Origin of the sequence: Rhodococcus sp. OAS809 (assembly GCF_040546695.1) — a bacterium.
GTDB classification, from domain to species: Bacteria; Actinomycetota; Actinomycetes; order Mycobacteriales; family Mycobacteriaceae; genus Rhodococcus_F; species Rhodococcus_F qingshengii.
In genome coordinates this window covers 64,340-82,675 of sequence record NZ_JBEPOI010000002.1, presented here as the reverse complement: position 1 = coordinate 82,675, position 18,336 = coordinate 64,340, and the positions used below count along the sequence as shown (strand labels likewise).

Annotated in this window: 15 protein-coding genes; 10 read left to right on the top strand and 5 right to left on the bottom strand. The window is 61.7% G+C overall.

Annotated features, from left to right (window positions below; translation table 11 throughout):
• The first annotated feature begins 198 nt into the window (after positions 1-198).
• From ABIE52_RS03530 to ABIE52_RS03515, 4 genes are all read left to right on the top strand, one after another.
• Positions 199-4,803 (top strand): DUF5979 domain-containing protein, encoded by a 4,605-nt coding sequence (locus ABIE52_RS03530; protein ID WP_192712983.1) that lies wholly within the window; start codon positions 199-201, stop codon positions 4,801-4,803.
• A gap of 127 nt (positions 4,804-4,930) precedes the next feature.
• A complete protein-coding gene (locus ABIE52_RS03525) occupies positions 4,931-5,074 on the top strand; it encodes a hypothetical protein (RefSeq protein ID WP_003945342.1) in 144 nt (47 codons plus the stop codon).
• 66 nt (positions 5,075-5,140) lie between these two features.
• Positions 5,141-5,956, top strand: coding sequence for a class E sortase (locus ABIE52_RS03520; protein ID WP_058038880.1), 816 nt, complete (start codon positions 5,141-5,143; stop codon positions 5,954-5,956).
• Positions 5,957-6,109: a hypothetical protein gene (locus ABIE52_RS03515; RefSeq protein ID WP_003945315.1), complete on the top strand. Its 153-nt coding sequence runs from the start codon at positions 5,957-5,959 to the stop codon at positions 6,107-6,109.
• A 211-nt stretch (positions 6,110-6,320) separates the two neighbouring features.
• On the opposite strand, the gene ABIE52_RS03510 is transcribed toward ABIE52_RS03515, so the two are convergent.
• Positions 6,321-6,590 carry a putative quinol monooxygenase gene (locus tag ABIE52_RS03510; RefSeq protein WP_231915233.1) on the bottom strand — a complete coding sequence of 90 codons (270 nt, stop codon included), beginning with the start codon at positions 6,588-6,590 and terminating at the stop codon, positions 6,321-6,323.
• 225 nt (positions 6,591-6,815) lie between these two features.
• On the opposite strand from ABIE52_RS03510, the gene ABIE52_RS03505 reads away from it, so the two are divergent.
• Positions 6,816-8,993 carry a glutamine synthetase III family protein gene (locus tag ABIE52_RS03505; protein WP_192712943.1) on the top strand — a complete coding sequence of 726 codons (2,178 nt, stop codon included), beginning with the start codon at positions 6,816-6,818 and terminating at the stop codon, positions 8,991-8,993.
• 82 nt (positions 8,994-9,075) lie between these two features.
• On the opposite strand, the gene ABIE52_RS03500 is transcribed toward ABIE52_RS03505, so the two are convergent.
• Positions 9,076-10,410: a glycoside hydrolase family 183 protein gene (locus ABIE52_RS03500; RefSeq protein ID WP_007733338.1), complete on the bottom strand. Its 1,335-nt coding sequence runs from the start codon at positions 10,408-10,410 to the stop codon at positions 9,076-9,078.
• Between the two features lie 270 nt (positions 10,411-10,680).
• On the opposite strand from ABIE52_RS03500, the gene gdhA reads away from it, so the two are divergent.
• The 4 genes from gdhA to ABIE52_RS03480 all read left to right on the top strand — a co-directional run bounded on the left by gdhA (position 10,681) and on the right by ABIE52_RS03480 (position 14,686).
• On the top strand, positions 10,681-12,024 hold the full coding sequence (gdhA, locus tag ABIE52_RS03495) for an NADP-specific glutamate dehydrogenase (RefSeq protein WP_003945368.1): 1,344 nt from the start codon (positions 10,681-10,683) through the stop codon (positions 12,022-12,024).
• 484 nt (positions 12,025-12,508) lie between these two features.
• A complete protein-coding gene (locus ABIE52_RS03490; RefSeq protein ID WP_003945374.1) occupies positions 12,509-13,768 on the top strand; it encodes a PucR family transcriptional regulator in 1,260 nt (419 codons plus the stop codon).
• A gap of 363 nt (positions 13,769-14,131) precedes the next feature.
• Positions 14,132-14,275 (top strand): hypothetical protein, encoded by a 144-nt coding sequence (locus ABIE52_RS03485; protein ID WP_003945326.1) that lies wholly within the window; start codon positions 14,132-14,134, stop codon positions 14,273-14,275.
• Positions 14,276-14,518: 243 nt separating this feature from the next.
• Positions 14,519-14,686, top strand: a complete 168-nt coding sequence (locus ABIE52_RS03480) for a hypothetical protein (protein WP_003945367.1) — start codon at positions 14,519-14,521, stop codon at positions 14,684-14,686.
• A 154-nt stretch (positions 14,687-14,840) separates the two neighbouring features.
• Here the strand turns inward: ABIE52_RS03480 and ABIE52_RS03475 are convergent, their stop codons facing one another.
• The 3 genes from ABIE52_RS03475 to ABIE52_RS03465 are packed head-to-tail and all read right to left on the bottom strand — an operon-like array spanning position 14,841 to position 17,441.
• Positions 14,841-15,086, bottom strand: coding sequence for a hypothetical protein (locus ABIE52_RS03475; RefSeq protein ID WP_003945295.1), 246 nt, complete (start codon positions 15,084-15,086; stop codon positions 14,841-14,843).
• Between the two features lie 13 nt (positions 15,087-15,099).
• Positions 15,100-16,272, bottom strand: coding sequence for a fatty acid desaturase family protein (locus ABIE52_RS03470; RefSeq protein WP_003945297.1), 1,173 nt, complete (start codon positions 16,270-16,272; stop codon positions 15,100-15,102).
• A gap of 35 nt (positions 16,273-16,307) precedes the next feature.
• Positions 16,308-17,441: a ferredoxin reductase gene (locus tag ABIE52_RS03465; RefSeq protein ID WP_075833685.1), complete on the bottom strand. Its 1,134-nt coding sequence runs from the start codon at positions 17,439-17,441 to the stop codon at positions 16,308-16,310.
• A gap of 168 nt (positions 17,442-17,609) precedes the next feature.
• On the opposite strand from ABIE52_RS03465, the gene ABIE52_RS03460 reads away from it, so the two are divergent.
• Entirely contained in the window at positions 17,610-18,305 is a 696-nt protein-coding gene (locus ABIE52_RS03460; RefSeq protein ID WP_003945327.1) for a TetR family transcriptional regulator, read from the top strand.
• Positions 18,306-18,336 lie beyond the last annotated feature (31 nt).

Here is an 18,336-nt window from a genome sequence, read left to right as displayed (position 1 = left end):
TCCGCAATAGGTCGCCTGAGAATCACCAACGCTCGCAACCAGGCTCCAGAGCGGCTCAAAGGTCCCGTTTCCCTATTCGACGGCCCCGGAAACGGGGCCTAAATCATGTGTTCTGAACGAAAGGTGTTCGTCATGCGTAACCGTGTCTTCCCACGCCGTGCCGGGGAGGGGGTGGTGTCTCGGTGGGCAGCTTTGGGGATGATCGTTGCGGTCCTGGCGCTGGTCGTATCGTCGTTCTCTTTCGTCCAGGTTGCCTCGGCCGATGACGTCGGGACCTCGACCACCATAGTTCCGACCACAATAGTTCCGACCACACCGAAGCCGCCCGCGACTACGACGGAGGCGCCACTGAAGACGACGGCACCGCCTACTTCCACGTCGGAGTCACCCACTTCTGCGAAACCGCCGATCACGACGGCGTCCTCGTCGACGACTCCTGTGGCGGCGCAGCGACTGGCCGCACGCGGAGTCAATCCCGGCATCGATGTGAAAATCACCGACGTCCAGGTCGAAGGAAAGAACGACCAGCAGATCACGGTCGGGGACTCCGTCACGGTGAAGGGCATTTGGGACGCGTCAAGCGCGAGTCCGCAGCCGGGCGACCAGTTCACCATTGAATTCCCTGGCGAGCTGAAGCTTCAGTCCAACCCGACGATCGCGCTGGAGGGCGACGATGGGACGGTTTGGGGCACATGCGATCTGGCTGCTTCCACCAATCTCATGACCTGCGTGCTCTCCGACGCTGTGGCGGATCGGCCGGACGAGGTGAAGGGCGATTTCTTCGTCTACACGAAGGCAGTCGAGTACACCACGTCAGAGACTGTGGATTTCACGATCAACAACAAGGTCACGCAGGTCGACCTGCCCGGCACGGGCGGCATCACCGACGGCCGCGTAATCGGCGAGTCGACGAAGTCCGGCAAACTCCAGGACAACAAGCAGTCAGTGCGGTGGACCATCGACATCCCCGGCGCAGATCTGGCCAAGTTGGACACAGGCAACACCGGTTCGGTGACCCTGAGCGACGAGCTCTCCGACAACATGAAGGTGTGTGCGGGCAGCCTGCTCAACGCGAAGCTGTGGTCCGGTCGCCCGGGCGATCTCAAAGAGACCCCTGGTGGCGTCACCGTCACCCAACCCGACGCGGGTGATCAGGTCACCATCAACATCAACAACGGCGGGCCCTTCGAGGGCAGCAAGCTCTACCGCATCGAGTACACCTCATGCACGACCAGCGGCGTTGTGGATCTCAAGGGGACTCAGTACACCAACTCCGTGACGATCGGTGACAACACGGTGGCTTCGGATGGCGTGGGACAGGACTACGCGCCGCAGACCGAGCCCTGGAAGGGCGGCTACCTCGACGGCGGTAAGCGCAATATGGAAGCCGTCTGGACGATTGTGGTTCCGGGCACCGACATTGCCGCCAACAACCACAAGATCGACATCACCGACACCTTCGGCGGCCCCCATGCGGTCTGTGCCTCGGGCGTGCAGGTAGTCATCGAGAAGTCTGACTACCTCCCAGGGCGGGAGAACGAACCCAACTACCGCACTCCTGCCGCAGGATTCACCATTGCTCCCATCGGCGCAGTAGCCGGCGCGAGTACCTTCACCGCGGCGATCACTGTGGATAACCCGGACACATTCAACGAAGAACAGTATTACTACTTCACGTACCGGACCTGCCTGACCACCACCGAGGTGCCGGACTCCGAGGACCATCTCACCAACTCGGCGGTCGTCAACAAGACGTCGATCACGGGAAAGACTGAGGGACCTGGGTTCACGAGCGGCAAGAACGGCGCGATCAACACCACGTCGCAGACGATCGGCGGTGTGGAGCAGCCGGCAGGCACCACCCTCAATTGGACCGTGGAAATCTCCGGACACGATCTCGAGGGCCTTACGGAACCGGCGGTCATCAACGACAGGTTCTCACCGAACATGACGGTGTGTGAAATCGGCGGCGATCTCAAGAGCAACCTCAATCTCAAGGTCGTCGCGCAAGACTTCTTCGACGGCAACAAGAAACGCGATATAACCGACGCCACCTCGGTGGCGCGCGCCGACGGCGGTTTCGATCTCACCCTCCCTCGGGACGCGGACGGTTACAGCCGTCAGACGAAGTACCTCGTCAGCTACACCCTGTGCACCAGCAGCGGCGGACTGGACCAGCGCGACACGGAATACTCCAACACCCTCACCTATGCCGGCAAGCAGACGCTGTCGAAGAGCGTCAAGCAGGAATGGGGCGGCGGCGGCACCGGCCAAGGTGTGTCGCGGGGCTCGTTCTCGCTTCTGAAGGAGATCGCTCCCTTCTCCGAGAAATTCCCGGAAGACACCGAGTTCACTGTGAAAGTCGAGGAGTTCGCCCCCGGGCAAGATCCAGCGACCGACGCCCCGGTGAGCTCCTACGAGATCAAGGTGAAGGCTGACGGGACACCCGTCAGTGGGATCAACCCCCGCGGAACCGGCTGGCAGATCCGCCTGTCCGAGATCAACCTCCCGACCGTTGACGGTGTGTACTTCGAGAGAGGGACGTTCCGCCCGTCGGAGGGTGTGACGCTCAACGGGGACCGCACCGAGGCGCTGGTGACCATCACGCCGAAGAGCAATGTCGGTGTCACACTGCTCAACAAAGCGAGCCTGGGATCGGCGAGGATCACCAAATCCGTCATCGGTGACGGAGCGCGCACGGGGCTCGAGGCTTTCGTCGTCAACGCAGAGATCGCCTTCGGTGACGACGCCGCCGGCAACGAGTTGCGTCAATTCACCCTGAAGGACGGTCAGCACTACGACCTGGGCAAATTGCCCATCGGAGCGAAAGTCACCTTCACCGAGGTCCAACCGACGAACACCGACCTCGTGACGTGGTCGCTGCCGGTGATCAGCCCGAAGACGCTCACCATCGGCACCGACGCGTCGGCGAACACGGTCTCCGTCACCAACGAGGCCACGATCACGCAAGGCACCTTCGAAGTGAGCAAAAAGCTCACGGGCCCGAAGGCGTCCGACAAGGCCGTACCGGCGAGCTTCGACGTGATTGCCACCTGGCTCGATACGGACGACAACCCGCAGAGCAAGACGCTGTCTCTTCCGTCCGACGGCACCCCGGTTCCGTTCGGCGAGAACCTGCCGGGCGGCACCGAAGTCACACTGACAGAGCTGGTTCCGGCAAACGGTGACGGTCTCGCCTATGGCGTGCCCGCATACTCCGGGAATGTCAGGATCAGTCCGGACAACGCAGCCGTGGTGACCATCGGCAAGGATCTGCGCAAGATCGAGGTGTCGAACTTCGTCGACGTCAACGACGGCACTCTGCGCATCGCAAAGCAGGTCGGCGGTGAGGCCGCCGAGGCCGTCGGCGACGACGTGGAGTTCACGGTCGAGGCGCGTTGGCGCGACGGTGTGGAGTACCGCACCCAGGTGCTGAGCGTCAAGCAGGGACAGACCACACCGCTCGGCGTCGACCTCCCTGTCGGCACCGAGGTGACCTTCACTGAGACCGGCCGTCCCGATGTCGACGGAGTCGAGTGGGGCACGATCTCCTGGGGCACCAGCCCGGAAGGCGAATCGTGGCTGCATTCGAACCTCGACGGCACCGCGACGGGCATAGTCTCCGACGACCCGACCGACGGTCGACTGATCACGCTGTCGAACGAGGCGCTGTGGAAATTCGGATCGGTCGAATTCACGAAGTTCATCCTCGACGCTGACGGCAACCCCGTCCGCGCACCCGAGGCCGACCTGCCTGACAGCGCGACGTTCGAGGTCCGTATCGACGGGATCGATCCGGCACTCCCCGCTGGAACTGATTTCCCGGCAGTGGGCCAGACCATCACCCTCGATGCCGCAAACGACTGGAGCTGGACGTCCGACGAGGTTGTGCCGCGGAACACCGTGATCACCTTCTCCGAGGTCGACCCCAAGCCACTGGCCGGTATCGACTGGGCGCGGCCGTACTACTACGTCTCCGCGGATGCCGGTGGCGCCGATTACCGCGACACCGTCAAGGCGGTGGCGGGTGAGAAGGCTGTGGTGGAGATCCACAACCGCCCGATCCCGACCACCGAGGTGGATATCGACAAGATCGTGACCGGCCCCAAGGGCAGCCAGGTAGCCAAAGACGGATCCACGATCTTCCAGGTCACGGCTACGTGGACGGACATCGACAATGAGGCGCGGTCTTGTGTTCTCGATGTCAAGCCGGGCGCTTCGGTCACTCCGACCGCCCAGTGCGACGCAGCCGTCATCGACGGCCGGGTCCAGTTCCCGCTGAACACCGACATCACTTTCACAGAAACCGGTGCTCACACCGACGTCACCAACGTCAAGTGGGGTGAAGTGATCTGGGGCGTCAAGGAAGGCAAGGCGGATGTCTCGAAGATCGACGGCGAACCGACCGCAACTTCCGTCAAGCTCACCGGCGAAGCAAACAAGTCGGTGGTCCTGGGACTCGAGAACAAAACCAGCAGCAATGGGCTGATCATCATCCCGATCCCGATCCCGCTGCCGCCGTGGGAAATCCCGACATGGCCGGGCTCTGAAGTACCCGGAGGACCAGGCACTGACGTGTCGACTCCCGGCAACAACGCTCCCGGCAACAACGGTGGTGGACACAACGGTGCTCCGGGCACACCTGCTCCGGGAAATCCTGCTCAGGCCAAACCGGACCAGTCATCGTCCCTGCCGGTAACCGGCGCGAACGTCATCTGGCTCGCCGGTCTAGCGCTGGCACTGATCGGCGGTGGCGCATGGCTCACCCTGCGTAACCGCAAGCGTGCACCCGGCCAGGAGTAACTCCCAACCAGAAATACCGAAACAGGGCGGGTGCGACATACACCTGGTCGCACCCGCCCTGTTTCACCGTGACGACGTATCTATCTCGCGGCCGCCGCCGCGGCCCACCCCTCGAAGGAGAAACACCATGTCATTCCTCCCGTTCCCGATCGTCATCGAAGGCATCGAGACCACTGGTTCTGCCGCGATCGACGGCCTCGGTCGCCTGTCCGTACTCCTTTACGATCTCCTCGGCGGTACCGGAAGCGCCACGATCAACGCGGGCAGCTAGTTCGATACGGCACCAATTCGACCCATCAGCTAGCTCGGTAGATCTGTGAAGAGGAGACCCCGGTCCGTGAGCGATACCGAAGTTCCAGGGCGTCGTCGGCCGGGCGCAGGCCAGGTAATCGGCGAACTGCTCCTCACGGCCGGGGTCGTCATCCTGCTGTTCGTCATCTATGAGGCGTTCTGGACCAATATCGTCTCAGGGCGGCTGCAGGACGAGCTCAACAACAGTCTGGAGGAATCCTGGGCCGAAGTCCCCGAAGCCTCAGGAGCGATCGATGGTCAGCCGGTGTCCCCGCTGATCCCTGTGCTCGGCGAGGGATTCGCGCGCGTGCATTTCCCCACACTCGGCGCCGCGTACGCAATCGTCGAGGGCACACGCAACGAGGACCTGCGGGCCGGCCCCGGCCACTACCCGGACTCGCAGATGCCCGGCGAAGCCGGAAACTTCGCGCTCGCCGGGCACCGCAATGGTTCCGGCGCAGTCTTCCAACACCTGGATCGACTCGATGCATGCGATGCCGTCGTCGTGGAGACCGAGTTCCAATGGATGACGTACCGGTTGCTCCCACTCGACCAGGCCTCGCCCGAACGTCGCGCTGCGGCGAAAGCCTGCTTGAATCCCGAGCAAGCCGATCGTGTTTCCGAAGGCGACTACGTCCATCTCCTCGGGCGGCACATCACCGTGCCCGGGGATGTTGCGGTCGTCAACCCGCTGCCCGGAAACCCTTGGGCCGAGCCCGACGCCACGCTGGAAAGTATGTTGACACTGACCACGTGCCATCCGCTCTACTCGAACAGCGAACGCTTGATCGTCCACGCGGTTCTCGTCGAAACAATCTCGAAGACTTCGGGCACCATTCCCGCGGCATTCCAGGAGCAATGAATGTACGGATACCTCTGGGGAGCGCTCCCCGGCCCCCGACCAGTGAAGGCCCTGCTGGCGATCGTTCTCGTGGTCGCGGTGGTGCTGCTACTCATGGAATTCGTATTTCCTTGGGTGTCAGAGCATATGCCCTACTCCGACGTCACCGTATAGAGCGCCCGTGCAGGTCGGCCGACACCGGCACGAGGCCCGGCTGGCGCCCGAAGGCGCTGTCCTACAGCGGACTCGACGGACCTACGATGATTCTGGCGTGTCGATGCAAACCAGTTTCCGCGTGTGTCGGAACGGGTCGCCTAGTTGACACTCGAGGCTCTCCGGAATGTTCGTTCGACGCCTGAGCGAGCACTGAGACCTGACTCCGCCGCTACAGAACCTTCGTGAAGATCTGCGCCGGCGCTGCCGTCTCGAGCTTGGCCAGCGCCTCAACCAACCTGACGAAGTGCTCGGTATGGGTGTGGGCGTCGAGGTGCTCCTGAGATTCCCATTCCTCCACCAACACGAGCTCGCAGGGATTGTCGGTGCGCTGCAGTAACTCGTAATTGATGCAGCCGTCCTCTTTTCGGGTCTCGGTGACAAGTTCGTCGTACAACCGAAGCACTTCCGCGAGATCGCCCTGCTCCACTGTGGTTGGCACCAAAACCCTGATCACAAAGACTCTCCGATTCGTCTGACCCGCGTTGACCCCTCCGCTCGAAGTCTGCCGTAGACCTCCGACAGATCGACATTTCCGTTGTGACTCGAAGTTTGCGGACAGGCGCAATACCTACGAAACACCCCCGATACCGGAGGTTCGTAGGGTTTGCCGAAGTCGGGCTCGCAATCAGCAGCGCAGCCCTGGGCCCGGGCGAGGGGTAAGCACATGAGTGGAAATGCAGTTCGCTTGCAAGCGATCAAGGACGTCGAGGCCTACACACCTCCGGTGGTCAGTTTCACCACCGACGAGACACCCGGCGAGGTGTTCGGTGCCAACGTCTTCAACAAGGTGGTCATGCAGAAGCGACTGCCCAAGCTCGTCTACAAGTCGGTGATGGCGACGATCGAGCAAGGCAAACCGCTTGATCCCATGGTCGCCGATGCGGTCGCGTCGGCGATGAAGGACTGGGCGTTGGAGAAAGGCGCAACCCACTACGCCCACGTCTTCTATCCACTGACCGGGTTGACGGCCGAGAAGCACGACAGCTTCCTCGAGCCGGTCGGCGACGGCAGTGCACTGGCGGAGTTCGCCGGCAAGACCTTGATCCAAGGTGAACCCGACGCTTCGAGTTTCCCGAACGGCGGGCTGCGCAACACATTCGAGGCTCGCGGATACACCGGCTGGGATGTCACGAGCCCGGCCTACGTTCTCGAAAACCCCAACGGCAACACACTGTGTATCCCGACCGTGTTCGTTTCGATGACCGGCGAAGCGCTCGACCACAAGACTCCCCTGCTGCGTTCACAACAGGCAATGGGTTTCCACGCCGAAAGAATCCTGAAGTTGTTCGGCCACGACGACCCCGGGCACATCGTATCGTTCTGCGGTCCCGAGCAGGAGTACTTCCTGATCGATCGACACTTCTTCCTCGCCCGCCCCGACCTCCTCAACGCCGGCCGAACACTCTTCGGCGCAAAGCCGCCCAAGGGCCAGGAGTTCGACGACCACTACTTCGGGGCGATCCCGGAACGCGTGCTCGGATTCATGATGGACACCGAGCGGGAACTGTTCAAACTCGGTATCCCCGCCAAGACACGGCACAACGAGGTTGCGCCCGGCCAGTTCGAAATCGCCCCGATGTTCGAGCGAGGCAACATCGCCGCCGACCACCAGCAGTTGCTGATGACCACCTTCAAAACCATCGCCAAGAAGCACGGCATGGAATGTCTGTTCCACGAGAAGCCGTTCGACGGTGTCAACGGCTCCGGCAAGCACGTCAACTTCTCGCTGGGCAACTCCGAACTCGGCAGTTTGCTTGTCCCCGGCGACAATCCGCATGACAACGCCCAGTTCCTCGTATTCTGCGCCGCCGTCATCCGGGCCGTCCACAAATACGCCGGCCTCCTGCGCGCGTCGGTCGCATCGGCAACCAACGATCACCGCCTCGGCGCCAACGAGGCTCCCCCGGCCATCATTTCGATCTTCCTCGGCGATCAACTGGCCGACGTCTTCGAGCAGATCGCCAAGGGCGCGGCGACATCGTCGAAGGACAAGGGCACCATGATGATCGGAGCCGACACCCTTCCCGTCCTGCCGACCGATCCGGGCGACCGCAACCGCACGAGCCCATTTGCCTTCACCGGCAACCGTTTCGAGTTCCGCGCGCCAGGATCGCTGCAAACAGTCAACGGCCCGATGGTCACCATCAACACGATCATGGCCGAGGCCTTGGACTACATGGCCACCGAACTGGAGGCCGCGGTCGCCGACGGCGCGGATTTCGACACCGCCGTCCAGAATCTGCTCACCGAGATCATCACCAACCACGGTGCGGTTGTCTTCAACGGCGACGGTTACTCGGAGAACTGGCAGATCGAGGCCGAGTCTCGCGGTCTGCCGAACCTTCGCACGACGCTGGACGCCCTTCCTGAACTGATCACCGAGTCCTCGATGGAACTCTTCGAGAAGTACAAGGTCTTCAACCACCGAGAGATGCACAGTCGCTACGAGGTCGGCCTCGAACAGTACGCACTGAGCATCGGCGTCGAGGCACGCCTGGCCGCTGAAATCGGTACGACACTTATCCTTCCGGCCGCAGTGCGCCACCAGACGGAAGTTGCGCAGAACTTCGTCGCGCTGAAGTCCGCCGGCCTCGAACCGGATTCTGCTCCGCTCGAAGAAGTGTCGGCGCCCGTTGCGGTTCTGCGCACAGCGCTCGCGTCCCTGCGCGCAGCGATCGACACCAATGCCGGCGAGTCGCCATTCGATCAGGCCAAGCACGCACAGGACGCACTCCTGCCCGCCATGGCAGAGGTACGTGCAGCGGCCGACTTCCTCGAAACCATCGTCGCCGACGATCACTGGCCACTCCCGACGTATCAGGAAATGCTCTTCATTCTCTGAGCATCACCGAAATCAACGCTCACAAAACTGTGGCCTGCAACTCGATCGAGTTGCAGGCCACAGTTGTCGAATCTTGCTCGGGCTAGCGGTCTTCCGGCATCGTGACTTCGAGGACGCGAGCCTCACCGGTGGTCGCGGGGTCAGGACGATCGCGCGAATCCGACGACGCCATCTGGAGTCCGTTCAAATCGGTCCGCATGTAGATGACGTTGTAACGGTCCCACGTGGTGGCGACGAATTCGAGGAACTGTCCGCTCGCCCACGGGTGCATGAATCCGCCGTACAACGCGGGCAACGTGATTCCACTCAACAGGGTCTGCGTACCACTCCATGGGCCTTGCGGTTGGTCGGCCTGACGGATCACCAGGTTGCCCTCGGCACTGGTGTACATGGCAACGTACTTGTTCAGGTAGTCGTTCCACTGCACGGCAAGTTCACTGACCGGTGCCTTGATGACCTGAACGGCATCGGTATCTCGCGGACTCCAACCGGAGCCGTCCCAGTATTCGTAGGCGCCGAGATTTCTGATGTCGGCGCCGGCCACTCGCGCCAGGATCGCCTTACCGAAACGACCTGAGGGAGTTCCGTATTCGTAAATGTAGCCGTCCCGACCGTCGAGGAAGGCGCTCTGCTGGAAGTTGGAATTGATCGGCGATACTGCCGGAATCCCCGGAATGCCAAGTCCTTCGGTATTGGCGCGAACTGTCGCCGGATCGAGTTCCCAGTTCTCACCGTTGTCCGTGGAGAAGGCCAGAGCCGAGTAGTTGGTGGTCCAGGCTCCGGGTTCGTCCCACGACCGAACGGACATGAATCTGATGTACTGCACACCACCGTAAGAGATTCCAGCGGTCGGGATGGTGGTGAACTCGCCCGGAATGCCGAATCCCGGAATGATCTCCTTGGAATGATTGGGGCCGTCCAAAGGAGAACTGTCGATCTTCATGCCGTCGGCGATGGCGGTGTCGTTGCTGCGGAACAATACGTTGCTGCGCCAGTCGTCACCCGGGGTGTCGCAGTCGCCCACCGTGTCGCCGAATGCCATCAGCACGTCGTGATCCGGCCCCGAAAGACCGTTGTCCCACATGATTCCGAGGTCGGTACCCGACACGTTGAACCGCTCGATGGTGTTGTTGGGACTGCCTGGGCCAGTGACCATTTCGATCGCCTTGGTCCGGCCGGTCAGCACCGGCAGAGCACCGTTGGGGGCGCCGGTAATCCACGGCAACGCGTTGGCGAGGGAGCCGGTACCGGCGGAACCACTGCCAAGTGATCCGGTCAGCGAGCCGAGCGAACCCGTCATCGATCCGGCGGAACCACTTCCTCCCGACCCACACGGTCCGCCGATCGCCGACGCAGACGGTGCTGCGGCAATCGTCGCGGCAATCGTGACGACGCCTATCGACAACATCGCCGACATGGAGTGTTTTTTACGCACGTGCAGCCCCTCTGATCATTTCGACTCCCGTTCGGACCACAGGCACAGTGATCCCCGACCGCAGAAGCAAACCATTTGGACTGTGTTAAGAGAGTGAAAGCTGAGCAAATTGTTATAAATCGCCCGTTCAACTGACACAAGTGACAGCTGTGTCCGATTTCACCTTCACAGGACAGTTGTCCGATACAGCAATAAAGGCGCCTAGTATGTAACGGAAATGTAAAAGAGTTCTCACAACGAGGTAGGTGAGCGGTGTCCGTACGTGACCGCGTAGCGCAGATTTACGATCAGGTTTTGGTTCGCAATGCAGGAGAGCCCGAGTTCCATCAGGCCGCCGCAGAGGTCTTCGAGTCTCTTCACGTAGTGCTCGAACGCCACCCCCGCTACGCCGACGCCGGACTCATCGAGCGGCTCTGCGAGCCGGAACGCCAGATCATCTTCCGCGTGCCGTGGACCGACGACCAGGGCAACGTTCACGTCAACCGTGGCTTCCGCGTGCAGTACAACAGTGCACTCGGCCCCTACAAGGGCGGCCTGCGCTTCCACCCCAGCGTCAACCTGGGCATCGTGAAGTTCCTCGGCTTCGAGCAGATCTTCAAGAACTCACTCACCGGCCTGCCCATCGGCGGCGGCAAGGGTGGCTCGGACTTCGATCCCAAGGGCCGCTCCGACGCAGAGGTCATGCGCTTCTGTCAGTCCTTCATGACCGAACTGCAGCGTCACATCGGTGAATACACCGACGTTCCGGCCGGCGACATCGGCGTCGGCGGTCGCGAGATCGGCTACCTGTTCGGTCAGTACAAGCGGCTGACCAACACGTACGAGTCGGGCGTCCTCACCGGCAAGGGCATCACCTGGGGCGGATCGCAGGTTCGCACCGAGGCCACCGGCTACGGCGTCGCGTACTTCGTCGCCGAAATGCTCAAGGCAAAGGGTGAAGGCCTCGAAGGCAAGAACGTCGTGATCTCCGGATCCGGCAATGTCGCCATCTACGCAATCCAGAAGATCCACCAGCTCGGCGGCGTCGCGATCGCCTGCTCGGATTCCTCGGGATACATCGTGGACAAGAAGGGCATCGATCTCGACCTCCTCAAGGAGATCAAGGAAGTTCGCCGCGGCCGCATCAGCGAGTACGCCGACGCAGTTCCGCATGCCGAGTTCATCGCCGACGGTTCCATCTGGGACGTGCCGTGCGACGTCGCACTCCCCTGCGCGACTCAGAACGAGCTCGACGAAGATGCCGCAAAGACCTTGATCGCCAACGGCGTTCAAGCCGTTGCCGAAGGCGCGAACATGCCCACCACCCCCGGTGGCATCCAGCTCTTCCGTGACGCGAACGTAGCCTTCGCACCCGGCAAGGCGGCCAACGCCGGTGGCGTTGCAACCTCCGCTCTCGAAATGCAGCAGAATGCTTCGCGTGATTCCTGGAGCTTCGAGTACACCGACGAGCGTCTCGCCGGAATCATGCGCGGCATCCACAAGCGCACCATCAACACCGCTGCCGAGTACGGAAAGCCCGGCGACTACGTGCACGGCGCGAACATTGCCGGCTTCGTGAAGGTGGCCGACGCCATGATTTCACTGGGCGTCATCTAGAGATTTCCGCACCACAGACAGCAGTACAAAAAGGGTGATTTCACCCTGAACCGGTTCCCGTACATCGGACTGGTCGAATCAATACCTAGGCCTCGAGGGCCCTGGGTCCGCGAGGACCCAGGGCCCTCGAGCTTGCTCCGAGCAAATCGCCCGCGACGAGCACCGTAGGCGCGGCAATGATCCCAGACGGAACTCGTGGTGTCCTCCGAAACCGTTTTCCGCTCTGACGTCGAAAAACACCGTAAGTGGACGATTGTTTAGGTCCGCAGCGCGTGGGGCATATGGACTTATCTTCACATTTGTCCATTTCACAGTTGGACGATCGTTCATGTGGTAGAAATCACAACGCCTGGCGCAATTCGATCCGCAAATTTCAGCGGCGAGTATGCCCCCGAACAAGGCCTCAGCGTGTACCCCGCTTCGTAACGCGCCGAGCCTCCGGGTGCCTGTGCCAGGCGACGCACCTGTCTAGAGGAGGCCACCCATGTCCCCAGCGCTGCTGAACAACCCGGGACCGCTCATGTTGGGAGGCAAGCCCGCCTCCACAGCGGTCAACGACGTCATCCCACTGGCAAGCGATCTCGTAGATCACCTGTCCCGTGCCAACCCGACGTTGACTTCCCTCCAAACGGAGGCAGTACGTCGGGAACTGATTGCGGTGATCGTGCAGGGGCTCCAAGTGGGGATCCAGCTATTGGATCACCGCAAACTTCCCACCGACCAAGAGTTGGACGGCATTCACACGATGACCGTCCAACAAGCATTGAAAGGCGTGCCACTCAGCGCGATCCTCAACTTGACCAACGAGGGCATCAGCACTTTTCGCACCCTCATCCTCAGCCGGGCCGACGCCGAGGACTCCGCCAATCTCGGGGATCTCAACGAGTTCTTGTTCGCACTTGCGCAGCGGCTTCACTCGTTCATCTCGATCAGCTATCTTTCGGCTCTTCCTGCCGGTTCCCAACTCGGGGAATACTCCGCCGGCGCTCTCGTGAAAGCCATGCTGGACGGCGACGATCCCACCCAGCTTGCGTTGCAGATGGGCGTTGAACTCGCACCCCGCTATCTCGTCCTGCGGCTCCTGGTGAACCTGCCGCCCATCCGCCCGGGAGCACGCAACGGCAACCACCAGCGCATACAGGCCTACCGTGACCTCTCCGTCGCTCAATCGAAAATCGCGGCCCACTTCGGGTCGGCGCTGCTCGAAGCTCCTGCACCGCAGCGTGGTCTGGTCCTGATCGAGGGCACACCCGACTGGGGAACAGTGTGCGAGGTCATCCAACGCGCACGCGCAACGGTCGGGGTGGAGATCACAGCAATCGCCGAGAACGCCGCGGTACGAGATATCGCCGCCGCCCAAGCAACCACTCACGAATTGGCGCAACTCGTGCGGCGCCTGAGACTGCCGGCGCGGTCCTACCGAATGGAAGACCTCGCGCTCGAGTATCAACTCACTCGGGGTGGCGCAGGCCGCGACAGCTTGATCAATCTTCTCAAGCCACTCGACGGCAATCCGGAACTGCTGCAGACATTGTCCATACATCTCGCCAACGGCCAGCATCGTCAGCGCACCGCGTCGGCGCTCGGCCTGCACACCAACACCGTCGACAATCGAATCAAGCGCATCGCAACCCTGACCGGATTGGATCCGGCCCTGCCCTCTGAACTGCTCAAACTGCGCGCTGCCATGATCTCGCTGACCTTCGCAAGCACTGATGTGGACAATCGTCCAGCGAAAATGTGAACACTCACATCCTCGCTATTAGCTGTCCACGTGTGGCGCCTGGACCCCACTTTTCCGCTCCGAACCGGGCTATAAAAGTGTGGTGCGAATCACCGCGCAAACCAGTAACAATTAAGGGGAAACACATGATCAACGGCCAGGATAACGCTCTCCTCGGTGCCTTCTTCGACACCATCCTGCAGCTCTTCAACGCGGGCAGCACCGGCACGGGCTCGACGGATGGCGGCGGCGTCTCCTAGGACGAATCTCGGGCCCTGTGCGAGAGAATCTCTCGCACAGGGCCCGCTCCAAGCCGCCTGACACTGTGATGGCGGTGACCACGGTGACCACCACGTCGCCACCGCTGAAACCAGGAGCAAGCACATGATCGCCGCACCAACCACAGGCGCTTTGGCCGTCGTCTTGAACACCGTCCTACAGATGTTCAACGCCGGCAGCAGTTTCCTCTACACCGACAACTCTCCGATTGGCGGCGGCGGCGAAACTCCCACGACGCCTGCTCCCTGATCGACTTACCCGCTCGCATCACACAGTCGCGGCACAGACAGGAACCACCGTGATAAACCAGCACACCCTGGGCAGCCTGGTCATCGACTTCGGCTCACTCTCCCGAGCACTCGGCTTCGGCAACGGCTCCATCGTGTCGCTCGGCAGCACCGGAAGTGGCTGAAACAGCCCGCCTGACCACGTCGACGATCCCGTCGCCGCTCACCTTCTCACCACATCTCGAAACAGAAAGCAGGTCCCCCTGTGCCTACAATTCCGCTCACCGGCGACCCCATCGTCATCAACATCATCGTCCAGCTACTGAGCGCGGGCAGCAGCAATGCACTCGCACTGGGCGGAGTCGGTAGCAGCGGTCTCGGTAGCACCGGGCTCGGCAGCTTCGACTCGGCGAGCCTCGGCAGCGCTGCTTAGGACCTCACTTGTGATCGGCGTTCGATCCGCGTCTTCGGCCGCCGAGGCAGTCCACGAAACCCGCGTTGCCCTCCGTCATCTGTGACGGAGGGCAACGCGGTCGTTCAGGCGAGACGGCTCGCGGTTACGCGATCAGGCCGTCCGCCGCGGTGAATCAACGCCAGTCTTCAGGTGGATCGCTGTCGTCGTGCTCGATGGTCACGGACTCCGAACGATCGTCAGCTGCAGCCTTTTTCGCTGCTTCACGCATCTCGATTCCGTCGGACACCCAGTCGCCGATCTCGCGCGTCACGTCTCGAACGGCCCCGGCGATGATCATCGCGATCGAGCCCACGTGGTTGGCTGCACTTTCGGTCAGTTCCTGGACCGTGTCCTTGCGGCGTTCGAATTTCCCGACCATCAGTGTGTGCCTCTCAGGCTGCAGTTCGCTGGCGCTCGACGATAACACCGGGAGGGGTCGTCGACTTGACCAAACCGGGCGGAAGAGCGAGCTTGAAGATCTTGCCCCATACCGAACCGATCTGCTTGAAGAACCCACCGGTGTTGTACGGCAAACCGTACTTCCCGCACAATTCTTTCACCTGGGGAGCGAGTTCCGGATAACGATGCGCAGGCAGGTCCGGGAACAGGTGGTGCTCGATCTGGTGCGAGAGGTTGCCGGACATGATGTGGAAGAGCGGGCTTCCCTCGATGTTGGCGCTGCCGAGCATCTGACGCACGTACCACTGCCCGCGAGTCTCGTCGGCCGTCTCGTCCTCGGTGAAACTCTGGACACCGGTGGGGAAATGGCCACAGAAGATGATCGAGTACGTCCACACGTTCCGGACCAGGTTGGCGGTGACATTCCCCGCGAGAGTGGTCACGAACAGCGGCCCCGTGAGAACCGGGAAGATGACGTAGTCCTTGAGGACTTGCTTGCCCGCCTTGTTCCACCAGCCCTTCAGGAGCGGCTTGACGTCGTGCCACTTGCGTTTGCCCTGGATGACGTTCTCGATCTCGAGATCGTGCATCATCACGCCCCACTCGAAGAGCACCATCAAGGCGAAGGCCCAGACCGGATTACCGAGGTAATAGGGGTTCCACTTCTGCGCGTCGTCGATACGCAGGATGCCGTATCCGATGTCACGGTCTTTGCCGAGAATATTGGTGTACGTGTGATGCATGTAGTTGTGCGAGTGACGCCACTGGTCGGCCGGGCACACCGTATCCCATTCGAAGACTTCGGAATTGAGCCCTGGTTCACGCATCCAGTCGTACTGACCGTGCATGACGTTGTGGCCGATCTCCATGTTGTCGAGGATCTTGGACACGCTCAATGCACCGACTGCCGCGAGCCACACCGGAGGCAGGAAGCCGAGGTACATCAAGCCGCGACCTGCGACCTCGAACCCGCGCTGAGCCTTGATGATCTTGTAGATGTACTCCCGATCCTCCGCTCCGAGCGAGGCGACGGTGCGATCGCGCAATGCGTCCAACTCGCGGCCGATCTCCTCGACCTGCTCGTACGTCAGGACGACGGGAGCGTCGTCCTTCGCATCGGAACCGTTGCCGAGGAACGGGAGGGTGGGAAGTGAAAGTCCAAACATGTCGGTCTCCAGACAGTCGTGTGGAAAATGGGACTTCAGATGTCGACGGTGACGTCGCCGACGGGAGCACTGACGCACAGCTGGATCTTCTTGTCCGGCTCGTCGTCTGTCTCACCGGTGCGCACGTTTCGGGTACGGCCCGCCTTCTTGACGGAGGTGCAGGAGAAGCAGATTCCCATCCGGCATCCGTACTCGGGATTGAGGCCCGCAGCTTCTGCTTGTTCGAGAAGTGTTTCGCCGGAGTTCTCGGCCGCCACCCCACTTTTGGTGAATGACACCTCGCCGCCGGCCTCCCCCGGCTCGGCCACCGCCGGCGCGAACTCCTCGGTGTTGAGCAAGTGCTCGACGTCGACCTCACGGAACACCTCACGCACTCCCCGCATCAGTCCGGGAGGTCCGCAGAGATAAGCCTGGGCGTCGATCGTGTCCGGATCGGCGATCCAAGGAGCCACCGCGTCGAGGTGCCCGCGATCGAAGAAACCTTCGAGGTCACCTCCACCGCTTTCGGTGTACACGAGTACCAGTTTCACGTTCGGGTTCTGCTCGGCGATGGTCTTCAGCGCGCGCGTGTACGCCACGTCGGCATCGGTGTTCGCGTAATGCACGAACACGATCTCGCCCGAGTGCTGCTCCTCCACCAGCGTCCGAAGCATCGACATGACCGGGGTGATTCCACTGCCGCCACTGATCAACAACACCCGACGCGGGCGGTCGACGGGAAGGGAGAACACACCGTCTGCCTGCGAGAGGCTGACAACGAGTCCGGGTGCCGCGTTGGCGTACAGATACTGCGACACCAGGCCACCCGGATGCGCTTTCACGGTGAGCTCGATCAGCCCACTGCGCGTAGACGCACCCCCGGCCGGCGAGTAGCAGCGAGTGTGACGAACACCGTCGATCACCACGCCCAACTGCACGAACTGGCCCGCCTGAAAACCGCGCCACTGGCGAGTCGGGCGCAGCGTGAGAGTGACGGAGTCAGCCGTCGGATGGTCGACGGCGACAACCTGCGCGCGGATGTCACGAACCGTCGCCATCGGGTTGACCAGCTCGAGGTACCGATCGATCTGATGTGGAGCAGCCATGGCTTCGATCAGTCCCACCAAGGACAGTCCGCGCCGAGGTGCGGACTTCGGTGTCGTGTTCTCAGGAGCAGATGCGATTGTCATGACCCTCCTCGTACTTCGATTGCCGGGTGTATCGATTGCTGGGCTAGCTTCCCCCGACTGCGTGAATTCAGTGTACAAATGTTCACCGAAGATAGTGTGACAGGTGCACACAAGTACATGTCAACAAGAATGTGATCCGAGTTACACGAGTTGCCGAAAGGAGCCGGAATGCCTGTACCTACACTCGACGTCGTGACGAAGGCCGGACCGGTGAACCCAGAGCGCAGGGAGCCCGACAACAGGGAACCGGAAAGTCGTGCCGCCAAGAAGGAACGCACACGCCAAGCGCTCCTGGACACTGCCATGGACCTCTCGGCCGATCGCGGCTTCGCCGGAATCAGCCTGCGAGAGGTAGCCAGGGAAGCCGGGATCGTTCCGACGGCGTTCTACCGCCACTTCGCTTCACTGGAGGACGTCGGTGTCGTCCTCGTCGAAGAGAGCATGCGTATGTTGCGCCAGATGCTGCGCGACGCAAGGCGTAATCCCAGCACCAAGGACGCCGCTACGTCCCTGGGCATCCTTGTGCGACAAGTGCATACACACGAGCGACAGTTTCGGTTCCTCTGCCGCGAACGCTACAGCGGCGTCAGTGAGGTACGACGTGCGATCGCCACTGAAATGCGGTTGTTCGTCAGCGAACTGACCATCGACCTCTCCAGAATTGCCGGACTGGAAAGCTGGTCGTCGGACGATCTGGAAATGGCTGCCGACCTGATCGTCTCGACGATGTTCAGTGCTGTCGTCGAACTGCTGGACGCCGGGACCGCCGGGTATCGCGACGAAGCCGCCGTCATCACACGAGCCGAGAAGCAACTGCGAGTCATCATGCTCGGAATGGCCACCTGGAATCCACCTCGAAACTGACCTCGGGTTCACCTTTTCGACGTACGGTGAG